General features: G+C 56.1%; 21 protein-coding genes and 2 pseudogenes. 8 read left to right on the forward strand and 15 right to left on the reverse strand.

The window, feature by feature from the left end:
• Nucleotides 1–421: 421 nt before the first annotated feature.
• Entirely contained in the window at nucleotides 422–1,234 is an 813-nt protein-coding gene (locus C476_RS15890; RefSeq protein WP_008014761.1) for a hypothetical protein, read from the forward strand.
• Here the strand turns inward: C476_RS15890 and C476_RS15895 are convergent.
• The 4 genes from C476_RS15895 to C476_RS15910 all read right to left on the reverse strand — a co-directional run bounded on the left by C476_RS15895 (nucleotide 1,231) and on the right by C476_RS15910 (nucleotide 3,856).
• Nucleotides 1,231–1,503 (reverse strand): hypothetical protein, encoded by a 273-nt coding sequence (locus C476_RS15895; RefSeq protein WP_008014762.1) that lies wholly within the window; start codon nucleotides 1,501–1,503, stop codon nucleotides 1,231–1,233. The genes C476_RS15890 and C476_RS15895 overlap by 4 nt on opposite strands.
• Nucleotides 1,504–1,857: 354 nt before the next feature.
• The gene (locus C476_RS15900; RefSeq protein ID WP_008014765.1) at nucleotides 1,858–2,724 is read right to left on the reverse strand and encodes a 6-carboxyhexanoate--CoA ligase; all 867 of its coding nucleotides are present in this window, start codon (nucleotides 2,722–2,724) and stop codon (nucleotides 1,858–1,860) included.
• On the reverse strand, nucleotides 2,721–2,945 hold the full coding sequence (locus C476_RS19150) for a hypothetical protein (protein ID WP_008014767.1): 225 nt from the start codon (nucleotides 2,943–2,945) through the stop codon (nucleotides 2,721–2,723). The genes C476_RS15900 and C476_RS19150 overlap by 4 nt, the downstream gene beginning before the upstream one ends.
• A 473-nt stretch (nucleotides 2,946–3,418) precedes the next feature.
• Complete coding sequence (locus C476_RS15910) at nucleotides 3,419–3,856, reverse strand: hypothetical protein (RefSeq protein WP_008014769.1); 438 nt, start codon at nucleotides 3,854–3,856, stop codon at nucleotides 3,419–3,421.
• Nucleotides 3,857–3,991: 135 nt separating this feature from the next.
• Between C476_RS15910 and C476_RS15915 the strand changes: the two genes are divergently transcribed.
• On the forward strand, nucleotides 3,992–4,300 hold the full coding sequence (locus C476_RS15915) for a hypothetical protein (protein ID WP_008014771.1): 309 nt from the start codon (nucleotides 3,992–3,994) through the stop codon (nucleotides 4,298–4,300).
• Between the two features lie 14 nt (nucleotides 4,301–4,314).
• On the opposite strand, the gene C476_RS15920 is transcribed toward C476_RS15915, so the two are convergent.
• From C476_RS15920 to C476_RS15930, 3 genes are all read right to left on the reverse strand, one after another.
• Entirely contained in the window at nucleotides 4,315–4,518 is a 204-nt protein-coding gene (locus C476_RS15920; RefSeq protein ID WP_008014772.1) for a hypothetical protein, read from the reverse strand.
• Between the two features lie 256 nt (nucleotides 4,519–4,774).
• Complete coding sequence (locus C476_RS15925) at nucleotides 4,775–7,612, reverse strand: UvrD-helicase domain-containing protein (RefSeq protein WP_008014774.1); 2,838 nt, start codon at nucleotides 7,610–7,612, stop codon at nucleotides 4,775–4,777.
• Complete coding sequence (locus tag C476_RS15930; RefSeq protein WP_008014776.1) at nucleotides 7,609–10,236, reverse strand: PD-(D/E)XK nuclease family protein; 2,628 nt, start codon at nucleotides 10,234–10,236, stop codon at nucleotides 7,609–7,611. The genes C476_RS15925 and C476_RS15930 overlap by 4 nt, the downstream gene beginning before the upstream one ends.
• Nucleotides 10,237–10,481: 245 nt before the next feature.
• On the opposite strand from C476_RS15930, the gene C476_RS15935 reads away from it, so the two are divergent.
• Entirely contained in the window at nucleotides 10,482–11,228 is a 747-nt protein-coding gene (locus C476_RS15935; RefSeq protein WP_049911994.1) for a proteasome assembly chaperone family protein, read from the forward strand.
• A 40-nt stretch (nucleotides 11,229–11,268) separates the two neighbouring features.
• Here the strand turns inward: C476_RS15935 and C476_RS15940 are convergent, their stop codons facing one another.
• The 3 genes from C476_RS15940 to C476_RS15950 form a co-directional block, all read right to left on the reverse strand.
• Entirely contained in the window at nucleotides 11,269–12,168 is a 900-nt protein-coding gene (locus tag C476_RS15940) for a hypothetical protein (protein WP_008014780.1), read from the reverse strand.
• A gap of 237 nt (nucleotides 12,169–12,405) precedes the next feature.
• Nucleotides 12,406–13,515, reverse strand: a complete 1,110-nt coding sequence (locus C476_RS15945; RefSeq protein ID WP_049911995.1) for an AI-2E family transporter — start codon at nucleotides 13,513–13,515, stop codon at nucleotides 12,406–12,408.
• A 130-nt stretch (nucleotides 13,516–13,645) separates the two neighbouring features.
• Nucleotides 13,646–14,680: a hypothetical protein gene (locus C476_RS15950; protein ID WP_008014785.1), complete on the reverse strand. Its 1,035-nt coding sequence runs from the start codon at nucleotides 14,678–14,680 to the stop codon at nucleotides 13,646–13,648.
• Between the two features lie 274 nt (nucleotides 14,681–14,954).
• Between C476_RS15950 and C476_RS15955 the strand changes: the two genes are divergently transcribed.
• Nucleotides 14,955–15,524, forward strand: a complete 570-nt coding sequence (locus C476_RS15955; RefSeq protein WP_152418237.1) for a hypothetical protein — start codon at nucleotides 14,955–14,957, stop codon at nucleotides 15,522–15,524.
• A 294-nt stretch (nucleotides 15,525–15,818) separates the two neighbouring features.
• On the opposite strand, the gene C476_RS15960 is transcribed toward C476_RS15955, so the two are convergent.
• On the reverse strand, nucleotides 15,819–16,664 hold the full coding sequence (locus C476_RS15960; protein ID WP_008014790.1) for a DUF2250 domain-containing protein: 846 nt from the start codon (nucleotides 16,662–16,664) through the stop codon (nucleotides 15,819–15,821).
• 354 nt (nucleotides 16,665–17,018) lie between these two features.
• Entirely contained in the window at nucleotides 17,019–17,222 is a 204-nt protein-coding gene (locus tag C476_RS19940; protein ID WP_008014792.1) for a hypothetical protein, read from the reverse strand.
• Between the two features lie 160 nt (nucleotides 17,223–17,382).
• Between C476_RS19940 and C476_RS19845 the strand changes: the two genes are divergently transcribed.
• Nucleotides 17,383–17,901 (forward strand): MaoC/PaaZ C-terminal domain-containing protein, encoded by a 519-nt coding sequence (locus tag C476_RS19845; RefSeq protein WP_394295557.1) that lies wholly within the window; start codon nucleotides 17,383–17,385, stop codon nucleotides 17,899–17,901.
• Between the two features lie 517 nt (nucleotides 17,902–18,418).
• On the opposite strand, the pseudogene C476_RS19485 reads toward C476_RS19845, so the two are convergent.
• From C476_RS19485 to C476_RS15975, 3 genes and pseudogenes are all read right to left on the reverse strand, one after another.
• A pseudogene (locus C476_RS19485) lies at nucleotides 18,419–18,623 on the reverse strand (RNA-guided endonuclease TnpB family protein); the annotation flags it as partial.
• 275 nt (nucleotides 18,624–18,898) lie between these two features.
• Nucleotides 18,899–19,255: a DsrE family protein gene (locus C476_RS15970; protein WP_008014795.1), complete on the reverse strand. Its 357-nt coding sequence runs from the start codon at nucleotides 19,253–19,255 to the stop codon at nucleotides 18,899–18,901.
• A 269-nt stretch (nucleotides 19,256–19,524) separates the two neighbouring features.
• A pseudogene (locus tag C476_RS15975) lies at nucleotides 19,525–20,546 on the reverse strand (FAD-dependent oxidoreductase).
• Nucleotides 20,547–20,746: 200 nt separating this feature from the next.
• On the opposite strand from C476_RS15975, the gene C476_RS15980 reads away from it, so the two are divergent.
• The 3 genes from C476_RS15980 to C476_RS15990 all read left to right on the forward strand — a co-directional run bounded on the left by C476_RS15980 (nucleotide 20,747) and on the right by C476_RS15990 (nucleotide 22,904).
• Nucleotides 20,747–21,172, forward strand: coding sequence for a hypothetical protein (locus C476_RS15980; protein WP_008014801.1), 426 nt, complete (start codon nucleotides 20,747–20,749; stop codon nucleotides 21,170–21,172).
• A 68-nt stretch (nucleotides 21,173–21,240) separates the two neighbouring features.
• Complete coding sequence (locus tag C476_RS15985; RefSeq protein WP_008014803.1) at nucleotides 21,241–21,816, forward strand: carboxymuconolactone decarboxylase family protein; 576 nt, start codon at nucleotides 21,241–21,243, stop codon at nucleotides 21,814–21,816.
• A gap of 92 nt (nucleotides 21,817–21,908) precedes the next feature.
• The gene (locus tag C476_RS15990; protein WP_206536898.1) at nucleotides 21,909–22,904 is read left to right on the forward strand and encodes a sulfite exporter TauE/SafE family protein; all 996 of its coding nucleotides are present in this window, start codon (nucleotides 21,909–21,911) and stop codon (nucleotides 22,902–22,904) included.
• Nucleotides 22,905–22,996 lie beyond the last annotated feature (92 nt).

A 22,996-nucleotide genomic window follows, 5' to 3' on the forward strand; every position in this document is an offset into this window, starting at 1 on the left:
CACTTGTCCTCGTAGTCGTCGGGCAGCGAGCGCTCACCCATGCTCGTCTCGACGGTCAGTTCAGGGAATGTATCGCCAATGCCAGGTACGTCAGTCGTCGGTTCGTCAATCTGATCTGCTTGTTTCGTCATCTACACCTTTTCTTTGGATAGCAGGCTACTAAAGCACTCTCTTACAAACTATATTTTTGGATTCGATAACCAACTACCCTAAGTATGGTACATAATTTCTGGTTGTTCACTCGAACAGTCGTGGTAACGGATTAAAATTGAGTCTACTCGATTCCAACATGACTGCCCAGTGTAGTGATACTGGATAGGTGAACACCATGACAGAACGTCTGACGCTCTCGGAGTTCGCCACGAACCAAGTGACTGACTCGAGGCTAGCTAGTCAGCCATCGACTGACGAGACCACGACAATGACCGCTGACGAGCGGGTTGCAACGTATCTGATCGAAGGTCAGCTGGCGGATCTCACAGACGCGATTCGCGAAGTTGTCCAAAACGGCATCGACAGTTCCGACTCATTCCGTGTTTTAGTTAACATCTCACCTGAGCGATCGCTCATCTTCGATGATGGCGCTGGTATCGATCTCGAGTCAACCAAAGGGCGGCGCAACCTCTCAGCACTTGGCGCAGGAAGCAAGCAACGAGCTGATGACGAGGCGATCGGAGAGTGGGGCATCGGCAAGGATGCGATCATCACGAAGGGTGCAGTTCGCATCTGGAGTCACGACACCGAACTGTGTTTCGACTATCGAGACCGACGCGGCTCTGGACCGTGGGCAGACGTCAGCGGTCGTGATAGCCAACGCGTGGACGCTAAGCATCCTCTCGAGGGGCTGCTCGTCGAGATCGATCATTCCGAGGAGGGAGTTCCTGATCCGGACAGCTACCGATGGCGGCGCAACGTTCGTGGTCTTCGCAAGTGCTTCGTGTACGTGCAGTCACGAACGGGCGTCTCGGTTGTGATCAATGGCGAACCAGTCGACAAGGGCGATCCACTTGAAGTGGCTCATTCGCGGAGCTTGTCCAGCAGGTCGTCAATGAAGGATTCGAGTCCGTGTTCAAAGAGTAGGGGTGAGGGTCTAGCAGAACGCAGCCATCGCTTCTGGATAATTCCGGTAATGGAGTGGCGGGCTGTCGAACTGACTCGAGTTGAGTGCAGTGGCTCGATATCGGTATCGTGTGCTGACAGATCTCTACAGGTCTGCGCTTCGGAGAGGCGTTAACACTGCTCTTCTGGGGAGGTGACCCGAAGTTCGTCTTCGACTTCGTAGAAATAGCCTCGTTCGAGGAGGCGCGTAAGTGCGTGCTCGACGTCCCGTTGCTCGAGTGCCAACTCTGCATCGGAACTCAGTATATTGACGGCGTCGTCGTAATCGATCAGCGGAACACTGTCTTCGCCGATATCTGGCTGACACGCCTGCGTACACAGCCGATCGTAGCACTCGAGAATCCACTCCGGAAGTGGTGGCCGTGGATCTGTAATGCCAGCCATTGCAGTTCTGTATGGTGATTGTGGTGGGCAGCCGCTTAAACTTTCGTCCAAAGTAAATTCGCCAGTGATCCGAATTCGCCTGTCTCGTCGATTGTGGCAAGCCAGTGAACTACCCGCCCTCAAGATGTCGCCGAAGGCGGCAAGTAGGGCGGGGGAGTTCACCTCGACCCTCGCCGCTGCTTTCGCCTGCGATAGCGTCCATGCTACGGACTAACCGTTCATCCTCTGATACGGACTACTGTCAGTCAGTTCCGGTGCACCCGCGACCCGCACTGCGGGCCCACCGGGACATCGGGACAGCAGACCGTATGAGTCTGGCAGACATTCCGAACTGCGTCAATTCAACACGAACAGCTAGGTGAATCCATCGTCTCCGAAGAGCATATCGGCGGTGATTTTCCTGCCGCCGGATACCCCGTTGACGAGTACCGGCTGGGTCTCCAGACAGTCGATGACCTCGTCGACAGGCGCGTCCGGAGCGACAAAGATGGCCCGTCCGCCTTCCGTCGCGCTCTCCGGTTTCAATGCGGGGAACCGGTAGTATGCATCTGGGGTGGCCACGTAGCCCGCGTCGTAGTCGGGATCGTCCGACCAGCAGAGTTCGGCCCGTGTCCCCGGCGCGTGAGCGATGGCGGTTGCAAGCACTACTGCCTCCCGGACCGTCTCTGCAGACGTGACCCCGTGCTCCGTGATCAGAGCCTCAAGCGCGTCCCGACATGCGTCGCTCGTGCCGATGTGGGTTGCCCGCACCCCTCTCGCTGGCTTTGGATCGAGACGCGAGCCGTCGGTAGCGTCGATCAGTGCCGCCCCGCGTCTGGCGGTATCGCCCTCGATGACGTCGAATCCACAGGTTTGTATGTCGTCCTCAACGCCAGCACGCGCGAGGAGTTCCTGTGCTACTCGACGACCTTCGTCAGCATCGGCAACGTCAACCGTGACCACGGGGAGTGCTTCGACGCGACGGAGCTGACGCGACAGCCGTTCGACAGTCACCGTCACGTCGTCCGGATCGCCTCGTGGATGTTTGAGCGCACGTTCGACCATCGACTCAGCGACCGACGCGACCACGTCTTCCGTGTCACCGGAACCGTCGTGGACGACGATCGTCTCGGCACCTGAAACGTGCTCGTCACCAGCGCTCGCTCGCATCCGTACGTTGAACGCATCCGCTTCTCGTTTATTTCCTCCGCCGACGATGCCGTCGCTTGGGGTTCCGTTCACGCTGCTTCCCCCGCACACTCGCATGCCGGAAGGACCGCCGTCGAACGGTGACCCCGCATTCCTCGAACGACATCGGCCATCCCGTCACCGAAGTAGGCACGCACCGCATCCGCAACCGGTCGGGCTAGCACCGCTAGGGCGTCTCGCCTGTCGGGACGTTCGCTGTCCATCACGCGTTCGACCGCTCCGTCGATTGTCAGATTACCAGGCTCGTAAACCATAAATCCACCTGTAGTTTACGAGCTGAAAATAGTTGTGGTGACCGCATATGCAGGTTGATCTTTGCGGGCGGCATGATATTCAGCGAGTACTTCGCTGATGAGCAGGTCTCTTGCGACGTGATGTCCAGCATTACCGTCGGTAGCCGCAGTTTCGGCAAAAGAATCAGAGCTACTCGTCCTCGAGCCCCCAATCCAATGCCCCGAGTCCATCGTCGGCGACGATCAGTTCATCGTATTCGTCGGAGCCGAAGGCACACCCGTGGCCGGGCGGCGAGCAGCTACGGCAGTGTGCGGTTTACGATTCAGGAATATGTGACCGTTTGGACTCGAAGATAGCGATAGTCAGTTTAGCGAGAAGCGAAAGCGGGAACGTTGGTGGAAGTCCCTGTCTAACCGGTTGGTTCCCGCCCGCCATTCGAGATGGCCATGGCCTGATAAATCAGTGTTTGGGAGTGTATCAATACGTGACGTGGCTATGGGCTGGTATCCAACATCACATTTGATGTGAATTTTATATCCACTACTCCGAGAAAATCGGGACATTGGATAGTCAATTCGACCAGAATCTCGAACAGCTCTCGTTCAGCGACCTTCTTGGGCGAGCGTTTTCGGAACACAACCCGTATCAGTAGCCTCAGAAACGCCAGTATTAGAACATCGTTTTCACCGAGACGGCTGCCCAACACGACCAGCTGCTGGCGTTTCTGAACGAGAGTGATCTCAGCCACGACCAGCTTGCCACGCGTCTCGAATCCCTCAATCGATTCTATCGGGCAGAGGCGTACTACCAGAAGTTCAACCGCTGCGGAAATCGATTGATTACCAACGTATTCACTGAGGCAGACTTTGACGATGAGACAGTCAGAGAGTCGCCGGCGGCGACGAAATTGAACACTCACGTTGCTGGCCACGATGTCAGTGTTTTATTTATCGATCAGTCGTCCGATCCGCGGACACGGTGATAACTCCATACTCCGACACGTGGATTCAGCAACCTAACTCAGTGAGCCCGAGTTGTTTTGATCGCGCCGTCCGTAAGTTCGATAATGCCGACCACATGTGAGCTCTGTCGGCGTATCATCCCTGATGAGAAACTCAGAGATCCACAGGTCGTCCAGGAGCACCATCTTCGGCCCGAAGAGCGAGCAGAAAGTCCGACAGTAATGCTGTGCCGCCCGTGCCACAAGCAGATCCACGCAGTGTTTACGAACGACGAATTACGGGCAGACTACGATACGATCTCTGCCCTCCAAGCGGCGGATCGGCTTCAGGACTACCTTGGCTGGATTCGCAACACCGAGAAGCTCGATATTCAGGTCTCGACCAGTAATCACATCCGTGAACGGACAGGATAGGTTATTTGATGGGATCAACTGGAGAGGCTCCTCCGTGTCTGGAGGGGCGTATCGAAAATAGCGATCCCGACCGCAGTGAGGCCAAACGCGAGCACGCCAGCAGCACCGACAGGACTTGCGACCAACTCCTCGAGGGCAAGGCTATCCGCAGGTGCATATTCGACAACGAGCCCGGCAGAACCGTTGAACACGTCGTGAAGGAGCGCTGCAGCGACCACCGATTATGCGCGGATGACCAAGTCGGTGTACACCGGCGAGCGGGAGAGACAAGCGATTGTCATAGCGACAATGCCCACCCCCATAACCGTATCAAATTATTATACAGTGGGTGTACATAGTACCTTCCGGCTCAAACTCCTCGGCCCCCTCATTCGTCGCTTCAAGGCCCACAAGTAGGCGTCCCAAACACCCAGGCACAGAAAAACCGACTCGTCACGTTTGACCAGAGTCAGCTTTCGAGGCGGTTCCTCGTTGCTATGCTCGAATTTCGAGAAGGTCTGCGAGATCGTCCTTCGAGAGCGGTTCAATCTCGACCCGGCTGTCTCTCGCCGAATAATAAATCGAGGCGCTCACGTCTCGACTCTCGAACCACGCATCGAGTGCATGATAGTACACGCTGAGCTGCGTTCGATATTCCGACTCTGCGTGACGTCCCTGATCTGTCTTGTAATCGATGATCTCCGCTCGGTCGGATGTCACATGGACGAGGTCGACAACCCCGGAGATCGTCACCTGATCGCCGTCGATCTCGAGCGGCAGATACACCTGTTCTTCGACTCTGGGGGTCCCCTCGAGCGAATCGAGGAGTTCCTTGATATTCCGCTCATCGTCGTTTCGAGGGGCAACGTCATCTTCGAGGACGTACTGTTCTGCGAACTCATGGGCTGCTGAGCCAAACTCTTTCCCCCTTCCCTGACCCACGTCCTCGTAGATCTCATCACTCATCAGTGAATGAGGTGAGTATCCGTCAGGACCGTTTGGCTGTGGGATCGACACGGTCAGTTGTGACTGGACAGTGTCTCCGACACGATCAATATCAACTGCTGGCTCGAGTGGGATAATGTCGACAGGCAACTCCTCGAGGAACGTGTTCGGATCGTCGCCAGCCGAAAACAGCAGGTGGTCTTTTGCCCGCGTCATCGCGACGTAGAGTAACCTGCGTTCTTCGTCGGCTTCCGTTGGCTGACACCGTCTCAGGACGTCGGTCCGCCAGTTGTCGTAGATGTGGGGGTCGCCGTGGGCTTCGGCATAGCACTTGCGCTGGCGGAGTCCGGTGAGTTCGGAGTACGTGATCGTCCCATCTCGTCCGCCAGCAGGCGGGAACTTCCCACTGTTCATATTTCCGAGGATCACGATCGGATGCTCGAGTCCCTTGACCGAGTGGATCGTCTGGACGGTGATCGCGTTGGTCCCTGCTGCAGCGTGGACTTCCTCGGTATGTCCCGATTCGATCCCCTGTTCGATGAAGCGGATCAGATCACCAAGCGTCATCGTCGTCGTACTGTAGACGGACTGAATCGTGGTGAGAATGACGTCGGCTGTCGGCCCGTCGTATCCGTAGCGATCGAAGACCTGTCGTGTAATGGCGTTCGTGGTCTCGAGTGCTGCGAGCTCCCTACGGAACGCTGCCATGTTCTCGGGATAGGACTCATGCCCGAGGATGTGATCGATCTCATCGAGCGTGTAGCCAGCACGCTCGAGGACGACTGCCCAGCCTCTGTCGGCATTGGTCTCGAGGATACGCAACCAGGCAAGCAGGAGTTTGGCCTGATCGGTTCGGAAGAGTTCAATGCCACCCTCGTACGCCATCGGCAGGTCGTACTCCTCGGCGACAGACAGCAAGTCCCGACCGAAGTCACGTGTGCGAGTCAACACTGCGATGTCGCCATACTCTGGAGTGCGAAGCTCACCATCGTCCTCGACTGCGTAGGCGTCGTTCCCGACGATCTCCTGAACCTTCGTCAGGATCGCCTCGTGTTCATCGTCGTGCTGGAACGCTTCGATCCGTGAGTGTTCGTGTTCGGTGTTCGACGACAGTGAGACAACCTGCTCGAGTATCGACTCTCGGTCGATCGATTCGCGGCGACTCGCTGGGGTTACAAGCGCGTGTTCCGAGAAATCGAGGATCTCCTGGGTCGACCGGTAGTTCTCCTCGAGTTCGATTCTGGTTATCGGCTCGACCGGGAACGAAACGCGTTCGGCGTCATCGTTCAGGTCGGTCGTGAATCGCTCGAGACGGGAGTCGAATTCGGTGATGTTCTCGATCGCGGCATACTGGAAGGAGTAGATACTCTGCTTCCAGTCGCCAACGACGCAGATATTGTCCGTTCCAGCGAGCAAGAGTGAGAGTTTGAACTGGATCTCACTCGAGTCCTGAAACTCGTCGATCATCACGTACTCGAACGCAAGCGACTCGCGAAGGTCGTCGTCCTCACAGAGGAGGACGAACGTGAAGAGCTGGAGGAACGAGAAGTTCAGGTAGTTCCGGCGGAGCGCGAACTCGAGGTACTCAATATAGATATCGTGAATGAATCCGATGAGGTGCTTGCGGTCTTCATCGAAGGCGCGTTCGGCAACCTCGTCGGGAACCGCCTTCGTGCCACGTGGGTCACGCAATTCTGACCGATCGGGAGCGTCCGGAAGGTAGCATTTGTTCTTGCCGTATCGGCCGAGTTTCGAGCGCAGTTTCGATTGTTTGCTGCCCCCATTCCGAGGCTGATTCACCTCATCGAAGATGTCTTTGAATGCATCGAAGTCTCCCTCAAGATGGCTCTTACTGTCACGATACCAGCCGTCGGCGGTCGGGAAGACGCCTTTGGCTGCGAGGTTGTTGATGAGATTCAACAGCTCTGTCGGCTCCGAGAGACTCCGGAACAGATCGTCGTATTCTGAATGGTCGTCGCTGAACTGGTCGATGAACCCCCCGAAGTACTCACGCTCGATCGTCTCGTTCTCAAGGATCTGCGTTGAGCCAGTGATTGCATCGTCGATCCCGAGATGTGTGGGCGCATGGAAGCCGTGTTGCTCGAGGATATCGTTACAGAGGCTATGAAAGGTCTGGATTGGTGCGTCCTTTAGCGCCCGCATATCGTAGTCGCAGTTGGCGACGATGCGGTCTTTCATCTCCGTCGCTGCGTTGCGGGTGAAGGTGATCAACAGGACGTCATCCGGCTCTACGTCGTTCTGGGAGACGATATTCGCGTAGCGACGGGTGACTGTGAACGTCTTGCCAGTCCCAGCGCCGGCATCGACGAGATACAGCCCCTCTGTGCTCTCGATGAGTTCACGCTGTTTCGGGTTCGGTGCTGTCATCGACTCACCTCGGTCTCGTCGGCCGTTTCATCGGTGGCACGCTCTGTCGTCAGAATCATATCTCGATTGTCCACATATCGGTAGTTCGGCTCACCTGCTCGTCCCTCGACGGGGAACCGGGACTCGCCGCGGCGATATCGGTTTAGTTCCTCGAGTTGGTCATCGATGAATCGCTCGAATTCGTCGAGATCCTCGACGAAATAGCCCTCTTTGCGGTAGCCACACAGGTGTCTGAATGCCTGCATGCAACCATTTGTGACGTATTTGTAATCGCCGACGGCCTCGATCATCCGCTCGAGAAGTGCGTTGCCGAACGGTGACTCGGCCATCTCATCTGCATCTCGCGTTCTGGGAGGTTGGTGCGCGTCGAACGCTGCCCGATAGTTCTCGTAGCTTGTCTTCGAGAACGTCTTGTTGCAATCGTTCGGTGCCGCTTCGCGGAGTTCGTCGAAGACGGCTCGTGACTGAACGAATTCGTCGAACGGGATCGGACGGTACGTGACCGTCGTCAGGCAGTCATCGAGAGTCCCCTCGCCTGTGACGACGTCATCGAGCGTCTCGAGGAAGTGGAAGAAGGTAAACTCGAGCTGTTCGTTCGGCCGTTGGCTCCGGTAGTAGGTGAGATAGAGCAACGCCTGGAAGTTCGGACGATCGCTTGGCGGATCGATCGCTGCGCGTTTGATTACCTGCGACGGTGATTTCTTGCTGCCACTTTTGAAGTCGACCAGCTGTGTCGGCGACTGTACGAGGTCGATCTTCCCGTTGATCTCGCGGTCGACGTCCTCGAACCATCGTTCGGTCGCTGGGGAGTCGACCGGTCGGTCGAAGTATATCGCGAAGACGTTGTCACTGCCACTCGTCGGTGTGAGGAAGTCAGTATCCGATGGCGCATTCCTCTCGAGGTAGTCGACGATCGTCTCGAGACCGACACGGTACGTCGTTCGTCGGGTGGCCAGATCGACGTCACGGTGGAACGCCCGTGTTTCCTCGATCATGACGTCGACGACCTCCTCGATGACAGTGTCGTCGACGAACGCGGGATGGTTGACGACGAACTCTGCGAAGTCGTGGAAGAGGTTCCCCTCGACGAAGTGGTCCTTGTCTGGGTTGTCGACGAGCCGTCCAAAGAAGTAGTCTCGAGGGCAGTTCGCGTATGAATTGAGACTCGACTGGCTGAGTGTCGTCTCTGGCTCGGTCTCGACGTTGATTGGTTCTTTGTCGAATCCTGCGCCTGTCGACCGAAACGTCCGTGCGTAGCGAATCGAGTCGAAATCACTGAAACGCTCGAACTCGGTTTCGAGGAGGTCTTCGAAGTACAGACACGGCGTTACGGGTGTCCCACCGGCAGTGTCCTGGACGAGATAGTATTGGTCGACACCACTCTGGAGCAGCGACTGGAACTGGTCGAGGTTCCGCTCGAATTCCTCGTCATGATCGACCCATGGTCGCTCTGGTGACGTGTGCGTCCAACTTTCGTCAAGGCCGAGGTAGAAGACGACTGGCCGATCGACAAACGACGCTGATTTCGCGTCGGCCAGCAAGACGCCCTCGTTTTCTCGGTCGATCGGGACGTCGTAGGTCTCGAGATAGAACGTGAGTCGATCAATGGTCTCTTCGGTGATCGGTTCGGTGAGGAGTCCGAGATGATCGACCTCCTCGCGAAACGTCTCGAGCGTACATTCGGCGCGGTTTTCGTAGGCGGTTAGCGCGTCACCGATCGTGAGCGCTGCTGCCCGATCGCAGAAATCTCGAAGCCATTCGAGTTCGGGATCGTCGACCTCGAAAAGCCGCTTTTCGTCGTGATCGACATCGATGGTCATTCCGAGACGGGTTAGGAGCGGTTTCACACTCTTGAGGCGGGTATCGGATCCCGCAATCGTGCTCCGGAGAAGCTGGATGACGGCTCGGTGATCTTGATCGTCGGTGAACGTGGGGCCACCGTAGTATGGGATCGCTGTGGCGTCGAAGGCGGACTCGATGAGTGGCGAATACTCACTACTCGCATCGAGAACGACTGCAATATCGTCGGCGTTCGCTGGGGTGACGGTATCGAGGACGGCATCAACGATTGCTGCTGGCGAGTCAAAGATTCGGATCGGAGGTAGCTCGAACGAGTCGTCACAGAAGCGGTCGACAGCGTCGTATTCGGCGGGAAGAATCGATCGCTCGAGATTCGTCAGTTGTTGTTCGCCGATGACGGCAACTGAGTCGTCCTCCTCGCGGTCGATCTGATAGTCAGTGAGCGTTCGCGACGTCGTTTCGAGTGATTTGATGCTGTCGACGACAGTCTGTGTTGCTGGCGTATCGAACGCATCGTACTCGAGAATTGCATCGGGGCTGCCCTGATACTCCCAGCACTGGAGCACGTTCCCGATCGCATAGGACGCCTGCTTCCAGCTGAGATCGGTTTGGCTGATGACCTCGAGGAAGGCCAGTCGGTCTTCGGCCGTTTCTCGACGTCTGGCAGCGAGTCGCCGTGGTGTGATCGCGAACGGGCCGAAATGAGGATGCTCGAGGCGTCGGTTGAGTGCACTCGCTAACGGGGCGTCAGGGACAATGACGAGATCGTACTCGGCTACTTCCTCGTACAGCCGATCGATCGGTTTCGACCGCTTGATTGACACGACGCATAGATTCTAGTAGACGACAATAAGTCTGTATATCGTGCTAATCTAGCGATATAGGGGTTTTCAAGGAGTAATCTGAGAGATCGAACCCCTTTCTCGGGTGTAATGAACACCGCGTTTCAACTCTATTCGGGACCGGAGCAGCGCAGACCCGCTTTTGATGATAGAGCACACTTGGGGAGACTCGAACGTGGCACGCCCCGTATGCATATGTAACGGGTCGGTGTAGTCCGACAAGGATCATGCCAGATACATCTAACGTGTCATTTCACCGGTCGGCCGAGCTTGATGCGGAGTCACCGACGCTGATCGAAGGGTTGCCGGGTCACGGGTTGGTTGCGTCGATCGCCGTCGATCAAATCACAGATCAACTTGGACTCGAGGAGTATGGGTCGATTCGGTCGGATTCTTTTCCGCCTGTGGCATCGTTCACGGACGGGATGGTTCAGGATACAGTACGCGTCTATGGCGGAACTGATCCGGATATTATGACGCTGCAGAGTGATGTCCCAATCCCGGAAAACGCGTTCGGCGATCTGAGTCAGTGCGTTCTAGAGGAACTGGTCGACGACTTCAGCCGGGCGATCTTCCTTGCTGGTGCGCCGGCCCAGTCCGAGGAACAGCAAGGCGATGTCATCGGCGTCGCGACGACCGAGACGTTGAAGGCGGACCTCGAGGACGCCGAGATCGAACTTGCGGAGGATTCCGGTGCCGTCGGTGGTGTGACCGGTGCACTCATCAATGCCTGTTATCAGGCGGACGTTCCGGCAGCATTACTTCTTGTCCGCGCGGATCCGCGTCTCCCGGATCCGGCCGCGGCACAGTCCGTGATCGAGACGGCGCTTGAGCCGCTCGTCGAATTCGATATTGATACTACCGAACTCCGCGAGCAGGCGGAGGAGATTCAGCGCCAGAAACAACAGGTCGCACAGCAGTTACAACAGACACAGGAGCAACAGGAAGAACCCGTCCGAGGGATGTTCCGGTAGTGAGAAAATCAAGTATGATCGACTATTGTCGCAGTGTTGATCATTCATACGTTTTAGCGATCGATTGCTGGATGTGAGTGCGTAGTGTATCGGTTGCAAGCGATCCAGTGACGTGCCCTTTTTCCAGAACCGAAAGATCGCTTCCCTCGTATGCAGTTCGTTGGGTCTCGAACTCGATTATCCGATCGTAGCGAGCGAGCAGGGGATCACAATCGTCTGCAGTAACGTCGGTAAAGGCCTCCTCGAAGTCGAGCATCGTTCGCAATACTGCCGGGTTCGCTCGTGCAACTTCGGCTGTCACTTTCCGATAGATCGACGATACGAACATTTCACCGAGGCGTGCGCCGGCGAACATCGGGATGTACCGATCGACACTCCCATAGTAAGCGCGATGGAGATTGACAGCCCAGCCGCCAAGGCTGATACCCGCAGCAAGGATATCAGGACTGCGTATCTCTCGTATCTGACGGACCAGCGCCTCGATGAGCGCAGCCGACGTGGCGAGCATTCCGATGAAGTTTTCGAGGTTGCCCATCGCCCGTATGTACTCCCTGGTCGAGCGGTCGTGAAACGGTGCTCGGAGCGCAATCAGGTTGACGTTTCGGTCAGCGTTCGTCCCGAAGATGCGGTGAAACGAGTTCGAACTGAACCGCCCGACGTTGAACGGCTGCTCGCCACTTCCGTGATGATATAGCAGGGTCGGTGCGTCTTGTCCTCGCCACTGGGAGACGAGATACGCTGCTTGGAACTCTCCGACAGGAGTGGATGCAGAGACTTCTTGTACGCTGCCAGTTCGAATTCCTTCGGTATCGATCACGGTACCACTGACGACGTCACCGATCGGAGCGCCGGAGACGGACCGGGAAAAGAACTTGGAATTCCGTAGCAGCATCCGGGTTATCGAGATTGTCGCGACGTCGATAAGTTCGTGTCTGTTCATCGAGCTCGCAATCCCACATCTCTGTGACGCTTGATAAGTTAATCCCCGCTACCGTTGGTGGTCAAAGCGGACGAAGGTCTGTCGTGTCGCTCCACAATACTTCGTTCAGCAGACAGCCTCATACGGTCTGCTGTCCCGATGTCCCGGTGGGCCCGCAGTGCGGGTTGCAGTCCCACCGGAACTGACTGACAGAGTCCGTATCAGTCGAATGTCGAGGGTCTAGCAGCTGTGAATAGTTCACTTAATCTTCTGCAGTGCTTCGTCTGAACGAGTCTCGTCCACGCTCTCCGTGGCAAGCGGCTCACTCGTATGTGCTCGAGCGAACGAATCGAGGGTGAGCTTTGCGCCGCCAAGGACGACAGGACCGATAAAGAGCCCAATAGCCCCGAAGATGATGAGACCACCGAAGATGCCGACGACGATAATGGCAGAATTGAATGCACTAGTGCGCCCGATCAGCGCAGGCCGAAGGTACGAGTCCGAAAACGTGACGAGCAATCCGTACACGACCATCGCTGCGCTGGCGGCTGGTCTATCCATTGCAATCAAATAGACTGCTGCCGGAATCCAGATCCCGAACGCACCGACTAGCGGAAGCAGTGTCAGAACGAACGTCGCAACAGTGAGGAAAACGATGGCGGGGACACCTGCGATTGCGAGTCCAATTCCGAGCATTACTGCCTGAATGGCCGCGACGGCGACGTTTCCGACGATCGAGGCCCACATGAGCTGATCCAAACCGGTTCGGAGTTCTGCCAATACCTCGTCGTCGATCGGTAACACCCACTGCAGCCATGCGACGAGTTGTTCTCCATCTCGCAATAGTGCAAAGAGGACGAACAGCGTGACGGTCAAGCCGATGAAGATTCTGGGTAGATCACCGACGACAGTAATGATCTCCCGCATTACCTCTTGGAGAGTGGACGCAATCCGGTGTTGATTTGCTTCATATAGTCCAACAAGATCGGCCTCATACCCGTTGCTCTCAAGACTGACCTCGATCGTCCCGAGGATTTCTTCGATCGCCTCACCGTTGGGTTGTCCCTGTCTGATCGCACGAACAAGCCGGAACGACTGTCGAACCGCAGTCGTGACAATGTAGACGAGCGGGAGCAGTACGACGAGTACAGTTGTTGCGACCACTACGATCGCTGCGACTGTCGGTCTGACGTATTGCTCGAGGCGGTGCTGTACAGGTAACATAATATACGCGAGCACGATTCCGAAGAGGACGTACTGCAGATACGGCAGGAGAACGAACAGTGCGAGGAGACTGCTTACCAGTGCGAGTATAGTTACGCCGAGCTGTGCGGTGACCCAGTTCGGCAAATGAGTACGATCGGCCACGTATGAATGTATACTCAAAATATAAGATGAATCTGATGATACGAACCGCTGTCTGACCGGCGCGAGATGTTGACACCTGCCTATCCGTATTGTCGTTTGCTATTGCAGACGACGGGTGTGGTACAACAGATCAGTACTGATGTTCGAAGCTGAGCTCGCCGTGTTTGTACGAATACGATTTGACACCAGCCTCGTCACAGCGTGAACTGAGGTCGGCTGGCTGAATGGCTGTCTGCTCACCGAATTCCTTCTCGAGATGCTTGCAGAACGAAACAGTGATATCGCGCTCGTCGTCGTTTGAGACCTCGAGAACAACTGCGAGATCCGGATCGTCGTAATCCGGCTTGACGACGTAGTCGCCCGGCGTGAAGGGGTTTTCCGCGTACTCGAGATTCGTGTGCTTGTACGTGTAGAGTTTGATGTCCTGATCGTCACAGTAAGAGGCGAGCTTCGCTGGATGGATTTCGCGCCAGTTCCCGGGACCGTCATCGAGCATATTCGGGAACGCAACGCTGACGGCTTCACCGTCCATTGTCTGCCCGTAGAGAGTGACGTCGTGTTCTGGTGGGAGCACTTCCACGACCACTGCGACTGATGCATCGCTATCTTCTGCTTTGACTACCCGATCGCCGGGATTGAATGGATTCTGGGGCTTCTGGTTCATGTGAGCCGTATTCGGCCCCAAATCCTGCAACTCGTTCATCGGTCTAGCAGCGAGATGGGCGAGTTTCTCTGGTTTTTCACCAGAATACGCCTCCTGTGTCTTGACTTTCGACTTGAGCGTCTCAGTTCGCTCCCAGCCGAGGAGGATGAGCGCATCTTCGTTGTCACGGTGCCAGACCATCACGATGATATCGTCGTCTGGATCGTTCTCGAGGAGAGTTGCCGGTTGAAAGGCAGAGACATCCCTCGAGGTTTTTACATCGATCTCGTACCCGAAAACCTCGAAGTCGTGTCCAGAGAAACTCTCTGAGTTACACCGACGAATCGCCTCCTCGTTTTCCCATTCCCACATCTCGACAGGGAGGAATTCTCGACAGAATTGTTCAAATGCGAGCTCGCCAAGATTGCCGATTCGTTTGACGTCCAACCTGTTTGTACCCTGGATAACTGCTTGGTGATGGGCACGCTCTCTATCGATTTCGTCCGGTGTATAGAGATACATTACACTTAGATTATTTATTATCGTAATGTATGCTGTGAATCAGTTGGAATCAACATCGGTGCTAGGTGCTGATTGATCTCATCCGAGTTGCGTGCATTCTGGATAAGAGCAGTCGGAAACCTAGTTCTTTCGAGGTGCTCGAGGCCATGATCGGGCTAATCTTGTCCGACTCTACCGGAGTTCTCGGACTCCGCGCTCGTGGTAAGTAGAGATGCGAACTTTTCGGGGAAAATTGATCAGAAGATATTTACTTACATTTAGACCACAACATCTCATGAACCGGCGACGATATCTCGCTACAAGCGGATTGATAACTATCTCCCTAGCTGGGTGTACTACGGTGGGGAGTGAGAGACGACTCACCGCCGATGACGTGATCGAAGACGATGGAAGTGTCATACTGCCATTTAGCGAGAACGGCGAGGATGTATTTCGAATTCAGTTCCAAAAACAGTTCATCGATGACGAGAAACGCGAGTACTATCCATTCTTTGTGGCTTCGTGGCAGCCAGCTGGCATTCGACTCGACTCACTCCGGCTCGAATTTCGCTCTCCACCATACACTGCTGGCTTCTCACCAGCCGGAATCTCCCTTCGGGAAGACGCCCATGCATACAAAGCGACGCTCTCTCAGGACGGTGACGACCCATCGACGACCATCTTAGACATGCCTGACACTACTGATATCGGCCGCGGAAGCGTGAGGGCGAATCTTCTTCTTGCTGGAGCTCACGAACAGAATCCCCAAGAACTGTGGATTGGAACCGAGGCCACGCTTTCGGATGACGGTTTTTGGAGAACTGAGTATAGTGCGACTGGAGACTTTACTGTCGAGTTTCCTTAATGTGCTATGCTGATAGTGTGGTCATTACTATACATCAAATCGAACATTCCAACCTGATCATACATACACGCTCTGTACTTACTGTTGCTCGCGCTCGTCCGTCCGACCCTCCCCGATTTCTCGGACATCGCGCTCGAGGTAACTGCAGATACGTATTCAACGTCGTCGGGGTCCGTAGCAGTAAGTTTATGGCCAGTTTCCCCGGCAGTGTTCGGATAAGATTGAAGGAATGAGGCGTCGCGTTTTCAAAGTGATTCATGTCCGAAAACGTGCGGAAGATTGATAATCACTAGGTCATCCGCTTCCAACCGATTCGAGCAGATCATCGCCGGTCTCTGTCGTCGCATAGTACGTACGGTCCATCGCTGATCTGGCTTCCCCATCGACCGGCTTACCATCGCACTGGGTGACGAGTCCCACGCGTCGAAGTGACCGGTAGTGGTGTCTCACATATTCGAACTCCATCTCCCACTCTGCAGCAGTCGTACGAGGAGAGTCCGGACCGATACGGGAAAGTCGCTGGACGATCGCTTTTCCATCCGGGAGGTGTCGCAAGACGTTTACTTTTCCCTCGCGCTTAGAGAGAAATCGGAGAAGATGATCCTCGTCCCGTGACAGCCGGTAGTAGGTGTGATGCTGGCGGACCTCGTCAGCCATTTTCGCCTTGACTCGACGTTGCTTGACAGTTCCAGATTCAACGCGTTCGAGCAACCCCGACTGTTCCATCTCCTTACACAGGGTTCTCACTTGGCTCCGCTCCGCGTCAAGGTGTCCAGCAATCGATTTTGGGTAATTCCCTTCGACGGTATTGAGATGATAGCAAATAAGATACGCAACCGGATCTGCTGGGAGTGGATCCAGTTGATCAGCGATTTGCTGTCGTCGCTCTTGCTCAGCTTCACGTTCGGCGACCTGGTCATATCGCGCTTGAGCGTTCCGCGCTGGATTCGCGTGGAGATCAAGCGCGACATCGATCTCCTCGCCATGCGGCGTTTCGAGTGTAATCTCGATTTCTTCCGTCTCCCAGTGTTTACCATCCTCGTTACGTGCTCGTTCCAACGCCTGCTCAACCTCCTGGTAGCGAGTCATAATCGTGTCTGCTTCCAGTTTAAGCCGCTCAATCTCCGACTGGCTGGTCATCGTTGTTCGTTTAAACCTTCTACTCTTTGCCGTTGCACCAGTAATCGGTGGGATTTGTGGGTTTATCGGATGGGCTTAGTATGAATGGAATGATAGGGGAATCCGTCTTCTTTGGCAACGCTGCATCAATTTCACAACCTGTTTTGAATAAAGACGTCATGTTCTCAACTACTGTTACGGCGGTATCACCAATAAGGACACCTACAGCAGTTCCGTTCGACGATGTCGCGGTAATCCACCCACGATCTCCGAGCTAGTGATCCGGCCTTCGCTCGAGGATGTCGAAAATATCGATCGCTTTGTACTCTTGATTCCGCTGATTGCCAGTCGTCTCAACGAGAACATCGTCGGATACTACTCCTCGATGGCGTTATATGCGGTTTGTCGACTGACATCGAACTCGTCTTGGACATCGTTGGCAGTGAAGTACGGCATGTCGAAGTTGTTCCCGCTTGCGACCTCCCACTCGAGGCGTACTTCGAAGACGAAGTGGGACTTGCCCGATGGACAGCAACCGACTAACGCGAGAACTGACTGTTGCCCTCGATTGAAGACCACTATCTATCTTAGCTGTCTAAGATAGTCATCTAAGGCAGCCATCTAAGATATCAACTAACAAGGGTTCGTCTGTAACCATTTCTCGAAAGAGTGTGCGAGTTCAGTACACGACCGAGAACTGGCTAAGGTGAGTCATGTCGTATTCTCGAACGAGAATACTATGGTGACAGATCCCGCCTGCGGTATGGAAGTCGATCCGCTCACGACCAGCGTGATGGCCGAGTACGACGGCCAACTGTACTACTTCTGTTCGGAAGGCTGCAGAGAGCAGTTTGAAAAGAACCCGCAACGATTCGCCGAGAGCGCGATCTCGGCGTTTGGCCGACGGGACGGCGTTCAATCGCCGAGGCTCTCCTCGGAGTCGGCCGGCGGAACATTCGAACTGCACATCCGTCACGATGATCACGTCAACGTCGGAGACGAAGTAACGCTAACGAAGACGATCTCCGAGGATGATGTGAACCGGTTCGCAGTGGCGACAAGCGATACCAACGCGTTACATCTCAACGAAGAGTTCGCGAGCCGCACGCGGTTCGGTAGGCGAATCGTCCATGGAACACTCGTCTCGGGCCCCATCAGTGCCGCTCTCGCCTCGCTCCCGGGAATTACGATCTACATCTCCCAATCGCTCGAGTTCCACGGGCCCGTCTTCATCGGGGAGACGGTTACGGCCCGTTGACAGATAGACGAACGGGTCGATGGAAGCAGATATCGTCTCACAACTCGAGTCGAGAAGGAAACTGGAGAGACGGTTATCGACGGGAGTGCAACCGTTCTGATCGACGAATTGCCGGTTAGGGAACGTGACGAGTGAACCTCACGGACGGTTACCGGCGCGTACTCTCCTAACTGATATGTTGGATTTTGTTTTATATTCGTGCGGAGCCATCCTCGGTATGGAGCACCTATTGCACACGCTCTACGTCCCTGCAACACCGAACCATCCCTGACCGCTCGAACCTCGGGCGCTCCGTTGCTCGGACTCATACTGCCGGACAAAACGGTTCATCCCACGATCGCACCCACGACGCTGTCGCCGACGGCGACAGCCGTCGAGACGCGATCGAGATTCCAGCCTCAGCGAACAGGTCGCGCCCGGTGCGTTCGGGATGGACTCCGAAGTGTGTCAGTCCTACGCCAGCGATATGAACTCTTGCCATACAACACCGCATCTGATAACAACATACAAAGACCCAGAGGAACGTTCCCCACGCTGCCGCTGAGCGATTTCGGCTGTTAGATGGCCGTTCGTCAATCTTCTCGCGTCAAGATCTTAGACCGCGACGAGATCATACTCTCGAGCGTAGTCTGTCGAGAGTTGCCTAAGAAGTTGTGGCGCTTGCGCTTCATATCGGCGTGGCACTCGACACCGCGACGGCGTTGCTTCTCGGAGTTGTTTGATACTACTGGACAGAAGTCAATACGAAACCGGTCGCGAATTCGCGGCCGTCCCCATAGGTGACGGCCGCATACGTGCGGCCGGCTTCNATACGAAACCGGTCGCGAATTCGCGGCCGTCCCCATAGGTGACGGCCGCATACGTGCGGCCGGCTTCACGTCGTTCTGTCCAGCAGTATGAGCTGTATTCTTTTCGTGAGAGTTTCTGTTGTTCATACTCGAGGTGGAAGAGCTTCACCTCCGCCCCGGTAGGGCGAGGAACTCGCGTTGCGTTCCGTTTAGAACGTAATAACTTCGTACCCGTCGTCGACAAGCGATCGAACACTGGGATGGCCATCGTGGTCGTCCAGACGGACCACACCGGCGTCGTTCACCGCATCGTCGACTCCAAACGCCCCGGTGCAGTAATCACAGACTGCTGCATCGTCTTGGACAGATTGATACAGTTCGTAATAATCACTCTCTTCGTCTTCGAGTTCGGGAATCCACTGCGTCCCGGCACCGTCGAAGATGAGCTCCACTTCGTCGTCATTGTTCTCAGCAAATTCTTTGGCTGTTTCGAGGCCATTTACGAGACGACCGAGGTTAGCGTGTCCGTCAGTACCTGCGAGGATTATGACTGCTGTTTTCGACATTGTAGTCTCTGGTAGCGGCCGGTAACATATAGCCCACATGCGGGTGTGCAAACTAAATGCCCTTTCGACGGTCAATTATATGTCTTGGGAGAATTATTACTCGTAGGTACGAACGATTTTGATTGAAAATAGACGCTAAGTACCCGAAATTGAGGTTTAACAGCGGCTGCCGTAAGCTATCGTATAAATATCAATAGTAACAGTATATTTATTTTAATATTTAAATATAACTACCAAAGTAATATTCGGCAGCTATTTATATGTCGTTCTCAGTGAGAGTGGCGACTGTTTCTTCCACGGGAAAACTGTCCAGAAAACGCCCGTTGGACGACCTCGGAGAGAGCAGGATGGATGTGGACCGAGTCGCGGATGTCCTGTACCGTTCCTGTCCCTGCTTTCATCGCCACGACGACTTCTTGAATGAGGTCGGCGGCGTCCGGCCCGATGATATGGCAGCCGAGGATCTCTCCATCTAAGTCGATGATGACCTTCACGAAGCCGTCGGCGTTCATGGCGCTCCCTCGAGCCGTCTGGTCGTATTGATACGTTCGCGTCGCATACTCTAGACCAGCGTCCCGAAGCGTCTCCTCGCGTGCACCGACACCGGCGACTTCCGGGGAAGCGAACACCGCAAACGGCATCGCCGTGTAGTCGACCGGCTGGAGGTCATCTCCAAAGAGGTTTCGGGCGACGGCCTGAGCCTCGTGGTTCGCGCTGTGTTTCAGCAGATACTCGCCGACGATATCGCCAAGCGCCGGCCGAGTTCGGCCGCGATATACCCGCCGCCGACGATGACGAGGTGGTCCGGTGGCGTCTCCGACTGGAGCGCTTCGGTACTGGTCAGGTACTCGACCTCGTCGATGCCGTTAATATCTGGAATTGACGGGCGCGTGCCAGCAGCGATCAGGACGGTCTCCGCCCGGATACGGGTGCCTTCGTCGTCGCCACTGATGAGTTCGACCGTCCGGTTGTCGACGAATCGCCCTTCGCCCTCGTATAGTTCGTGCTTCGGGGAGGAACGCAACCCACGGCGAACCGACTCGGAATCAGCCTCGACATCCTCGCTGACTTCACGGACGATCTCTGAGAACCCGACATCGCGCGCCTTCGCATCGATATGAAACTCGTCGGCTCGGTCGAACATCTTCGAGGGAATGCACCCGCGGTTGAGACACGTCCCTCCGAGCGGTCCTTTTTCGACGACTGCGACCGACTGACCGCGATTCGCGGCTGCGTTTGCGACGTCGAGTCCGGACCCTGAACCAATCACCAGAAAACCGACTTCGTCCATGCTCGATTCCTCGATCCCACACGCACAATAACTAATTGCGGGTGCGTAGTTTCGTTACCAATCCGTTGGAGCGATCACGGACGACGCTGTTCGAGAGCCGAAGGGTAGCGGGATGGTTGTGCATGCAGGCTGTGACCGGGTGTGCGACTGAATTAAACAACCGCACCGCGGCTTAGTAGCCGTCATGCGTCCAATAGATCATGGCAACCATACTTGCCGGTCTGGCCGGCGGCGTCGTCGCAACGATCGGTATGACTGTATTGATGATGGCGATGGGGGACGGCGGTCCGCCGCCGACGGCGGGGCTCGTCGCGAAGTTCGCCGACGGTGATCCCGAAGACTACGCAATGCCTGGGATGGCACTGCATATGATCTACGGCGTCATTGCCGGCGTCGTCTTCGCTGTCGGCGTCCCGCTCGTCGGCTTCGAACTCACCTCGATCGTCGTTGCTGCGGGCCTCGGCCTCGTTTACGGCATTGTCCTCATGGTCGGCGGGATGGCCTTCTGGATGCGGACGGTCATCGGAATCGATCCCGATAGAGACATGCTAACGATGTTTGGGACTGTTCACGTCGTCTACGGTGTTGTCCTAGGCGCATTCCTTGGGGCCGGCATCGTCGCATAAGTACGGACGTGAAAGTAAACTGCTACCAATACTCATATCGACGCATCACGAAGTGAGAACGAAACCACATGTCACGACTACCCCTGCTCGAACTGGACGACATCCCGGAGGAGTACCACCACCTGTTCACCGATGACTACCTCGGCGACCGCCATATTTTCCGCGTGTGGGCGCACAACCCCGAGGTGCTCGAGGCCACCCTGGAGTATCTGAACACGCTGTACGATCAGCTCGGAGCGAGACGGAAAGAGCTGGTCATCCTCACTGTCGCTCGAGCCCGAGGTGCCCGCTACGAGTGGCACCAGCACGTCGACATCGCCCGCGACAAGGGCGTCACGCTCGAGGAAATGCGAGCGATCGGCGGCGATGATCTCTCCGGGTTCGACGACGCCGAGTTCGTGTTGCTCCAGTACGCTCGAGCCGTCGAATCCGGCACCGTCACCGACCAGATCCACGAGGCGCTCTCGCGACAGTATTCGCCGGCGGAGATCGTCGCACTCGGCCTCCTCGTCGATTTCTACGTTGGCCTGTGTAACTATGTCGCTGCCGTCGACCTGCCGTTCGAGGGGGGTGAGTTCGTCGGCTGGATCCCCGACGAGGAGTCAATCGCAGAACTGTTCGATGAATCCGCAGCTAGCTCGTGACGACCACAGCGACACGACAACATGATCCTTCGGACCGATAGATTCCTGCCGCCCGTTTTCGACGACAGTAATGGCACCCGACCTGCCCGTCGATGACCAGAAACCGCACTGCCGTGATCAGCGGCTTCGTCGGTGTTCTCGGGATACTGGTCGGTTCCGCGGCGTCTGGTTTGGCCGGACTCGAACTCGGACTCGTCGATGTCGTGCTACAGTCGCTTCCCGTGCCGGCTGGGTTCCCGGTCGAACAGTTTTTAGCCCACTGGTGGGTGTTTCCGGTGTCGATTCTCTTCTCGCTGGTCGCGCTCTCCTCGGGCGTCTCGGGCGCGTTATTTTTCAGCCCGCTCTTCATGCTGGTCGTGGGCCTCTCGCCCTCGCAAGCGATCGGTGCTGGCCTCCTGACCGAAGTGTTCGGCATGGGCAACGGATTGCTGAATTACGTTCGTCAGCGGACAGTCGACTATGCGACCGCGAAGTGGCTGCTCCTCGGTGCAGTGCCAGCCGTGGTAGTGGGGGCGTTTGCCGCCCATCACGTCCCGACGACGCTGCTGACCATCGCTTTCGGAGCCGGATTGCTTCTTCTTGGGAGCTTTCTCGTCTACTACGACCCGCCCGAAAAGTGCGTTCCAGGTGAGGGCGAAGGGGCGTTCCTCGAAGAGAAGAACACCGGTCGTGGCGAGACCGTTATCGAGACGACCGGCGGCGAGACGTTCAGATACGACACCTGCTGGCGACCGCCCGGCCTTGGCCTCGCGACCGCTGGTGGGTTCATTACCGGCCTGATCAGCGCCGGACTCCCGGAGATCACGACGACACAGTTGATCGTTCGGTGTCGACTCCCACCCAGGGTGGCGATCGCGACGAGCGTGTTCGTACTCGCTATCGCCGCGATTGCCGGCGCGGCTGTCCACGCACTCGCTGCCACACCAGTGTGGTACGTCGTGGCCTGGTCGATCCCTGGCGTGCTGATCGGCGGCACCGTCGGGACGCGGGTCGGCAAGTACGTCCCCAGCGAGATCATGGAACCGGCGCTCGGAATCGTGTTCGCGATCGTAGGCGTGATTGTGCTTGGGAGCGAGGTACTCGTCTGAGTCGTGTCCACTCGAGCGCGTTGCCGATCCTCGCCGTGTATCTGTGGTACACAGCCGTTATAACACTATATGTGCTGCCCGCATAGCCCCGC

The organism is Natrinema limicola JCM 13563 (genome assembly GCF_000337475.1).
In the GTDB taxonomy this organism is placed as follows: Archaea; Halobacteriota; Halobacteria; order Halobacteriales; family Natrialbaceae; genus Natrinema; species Natrinema limicola.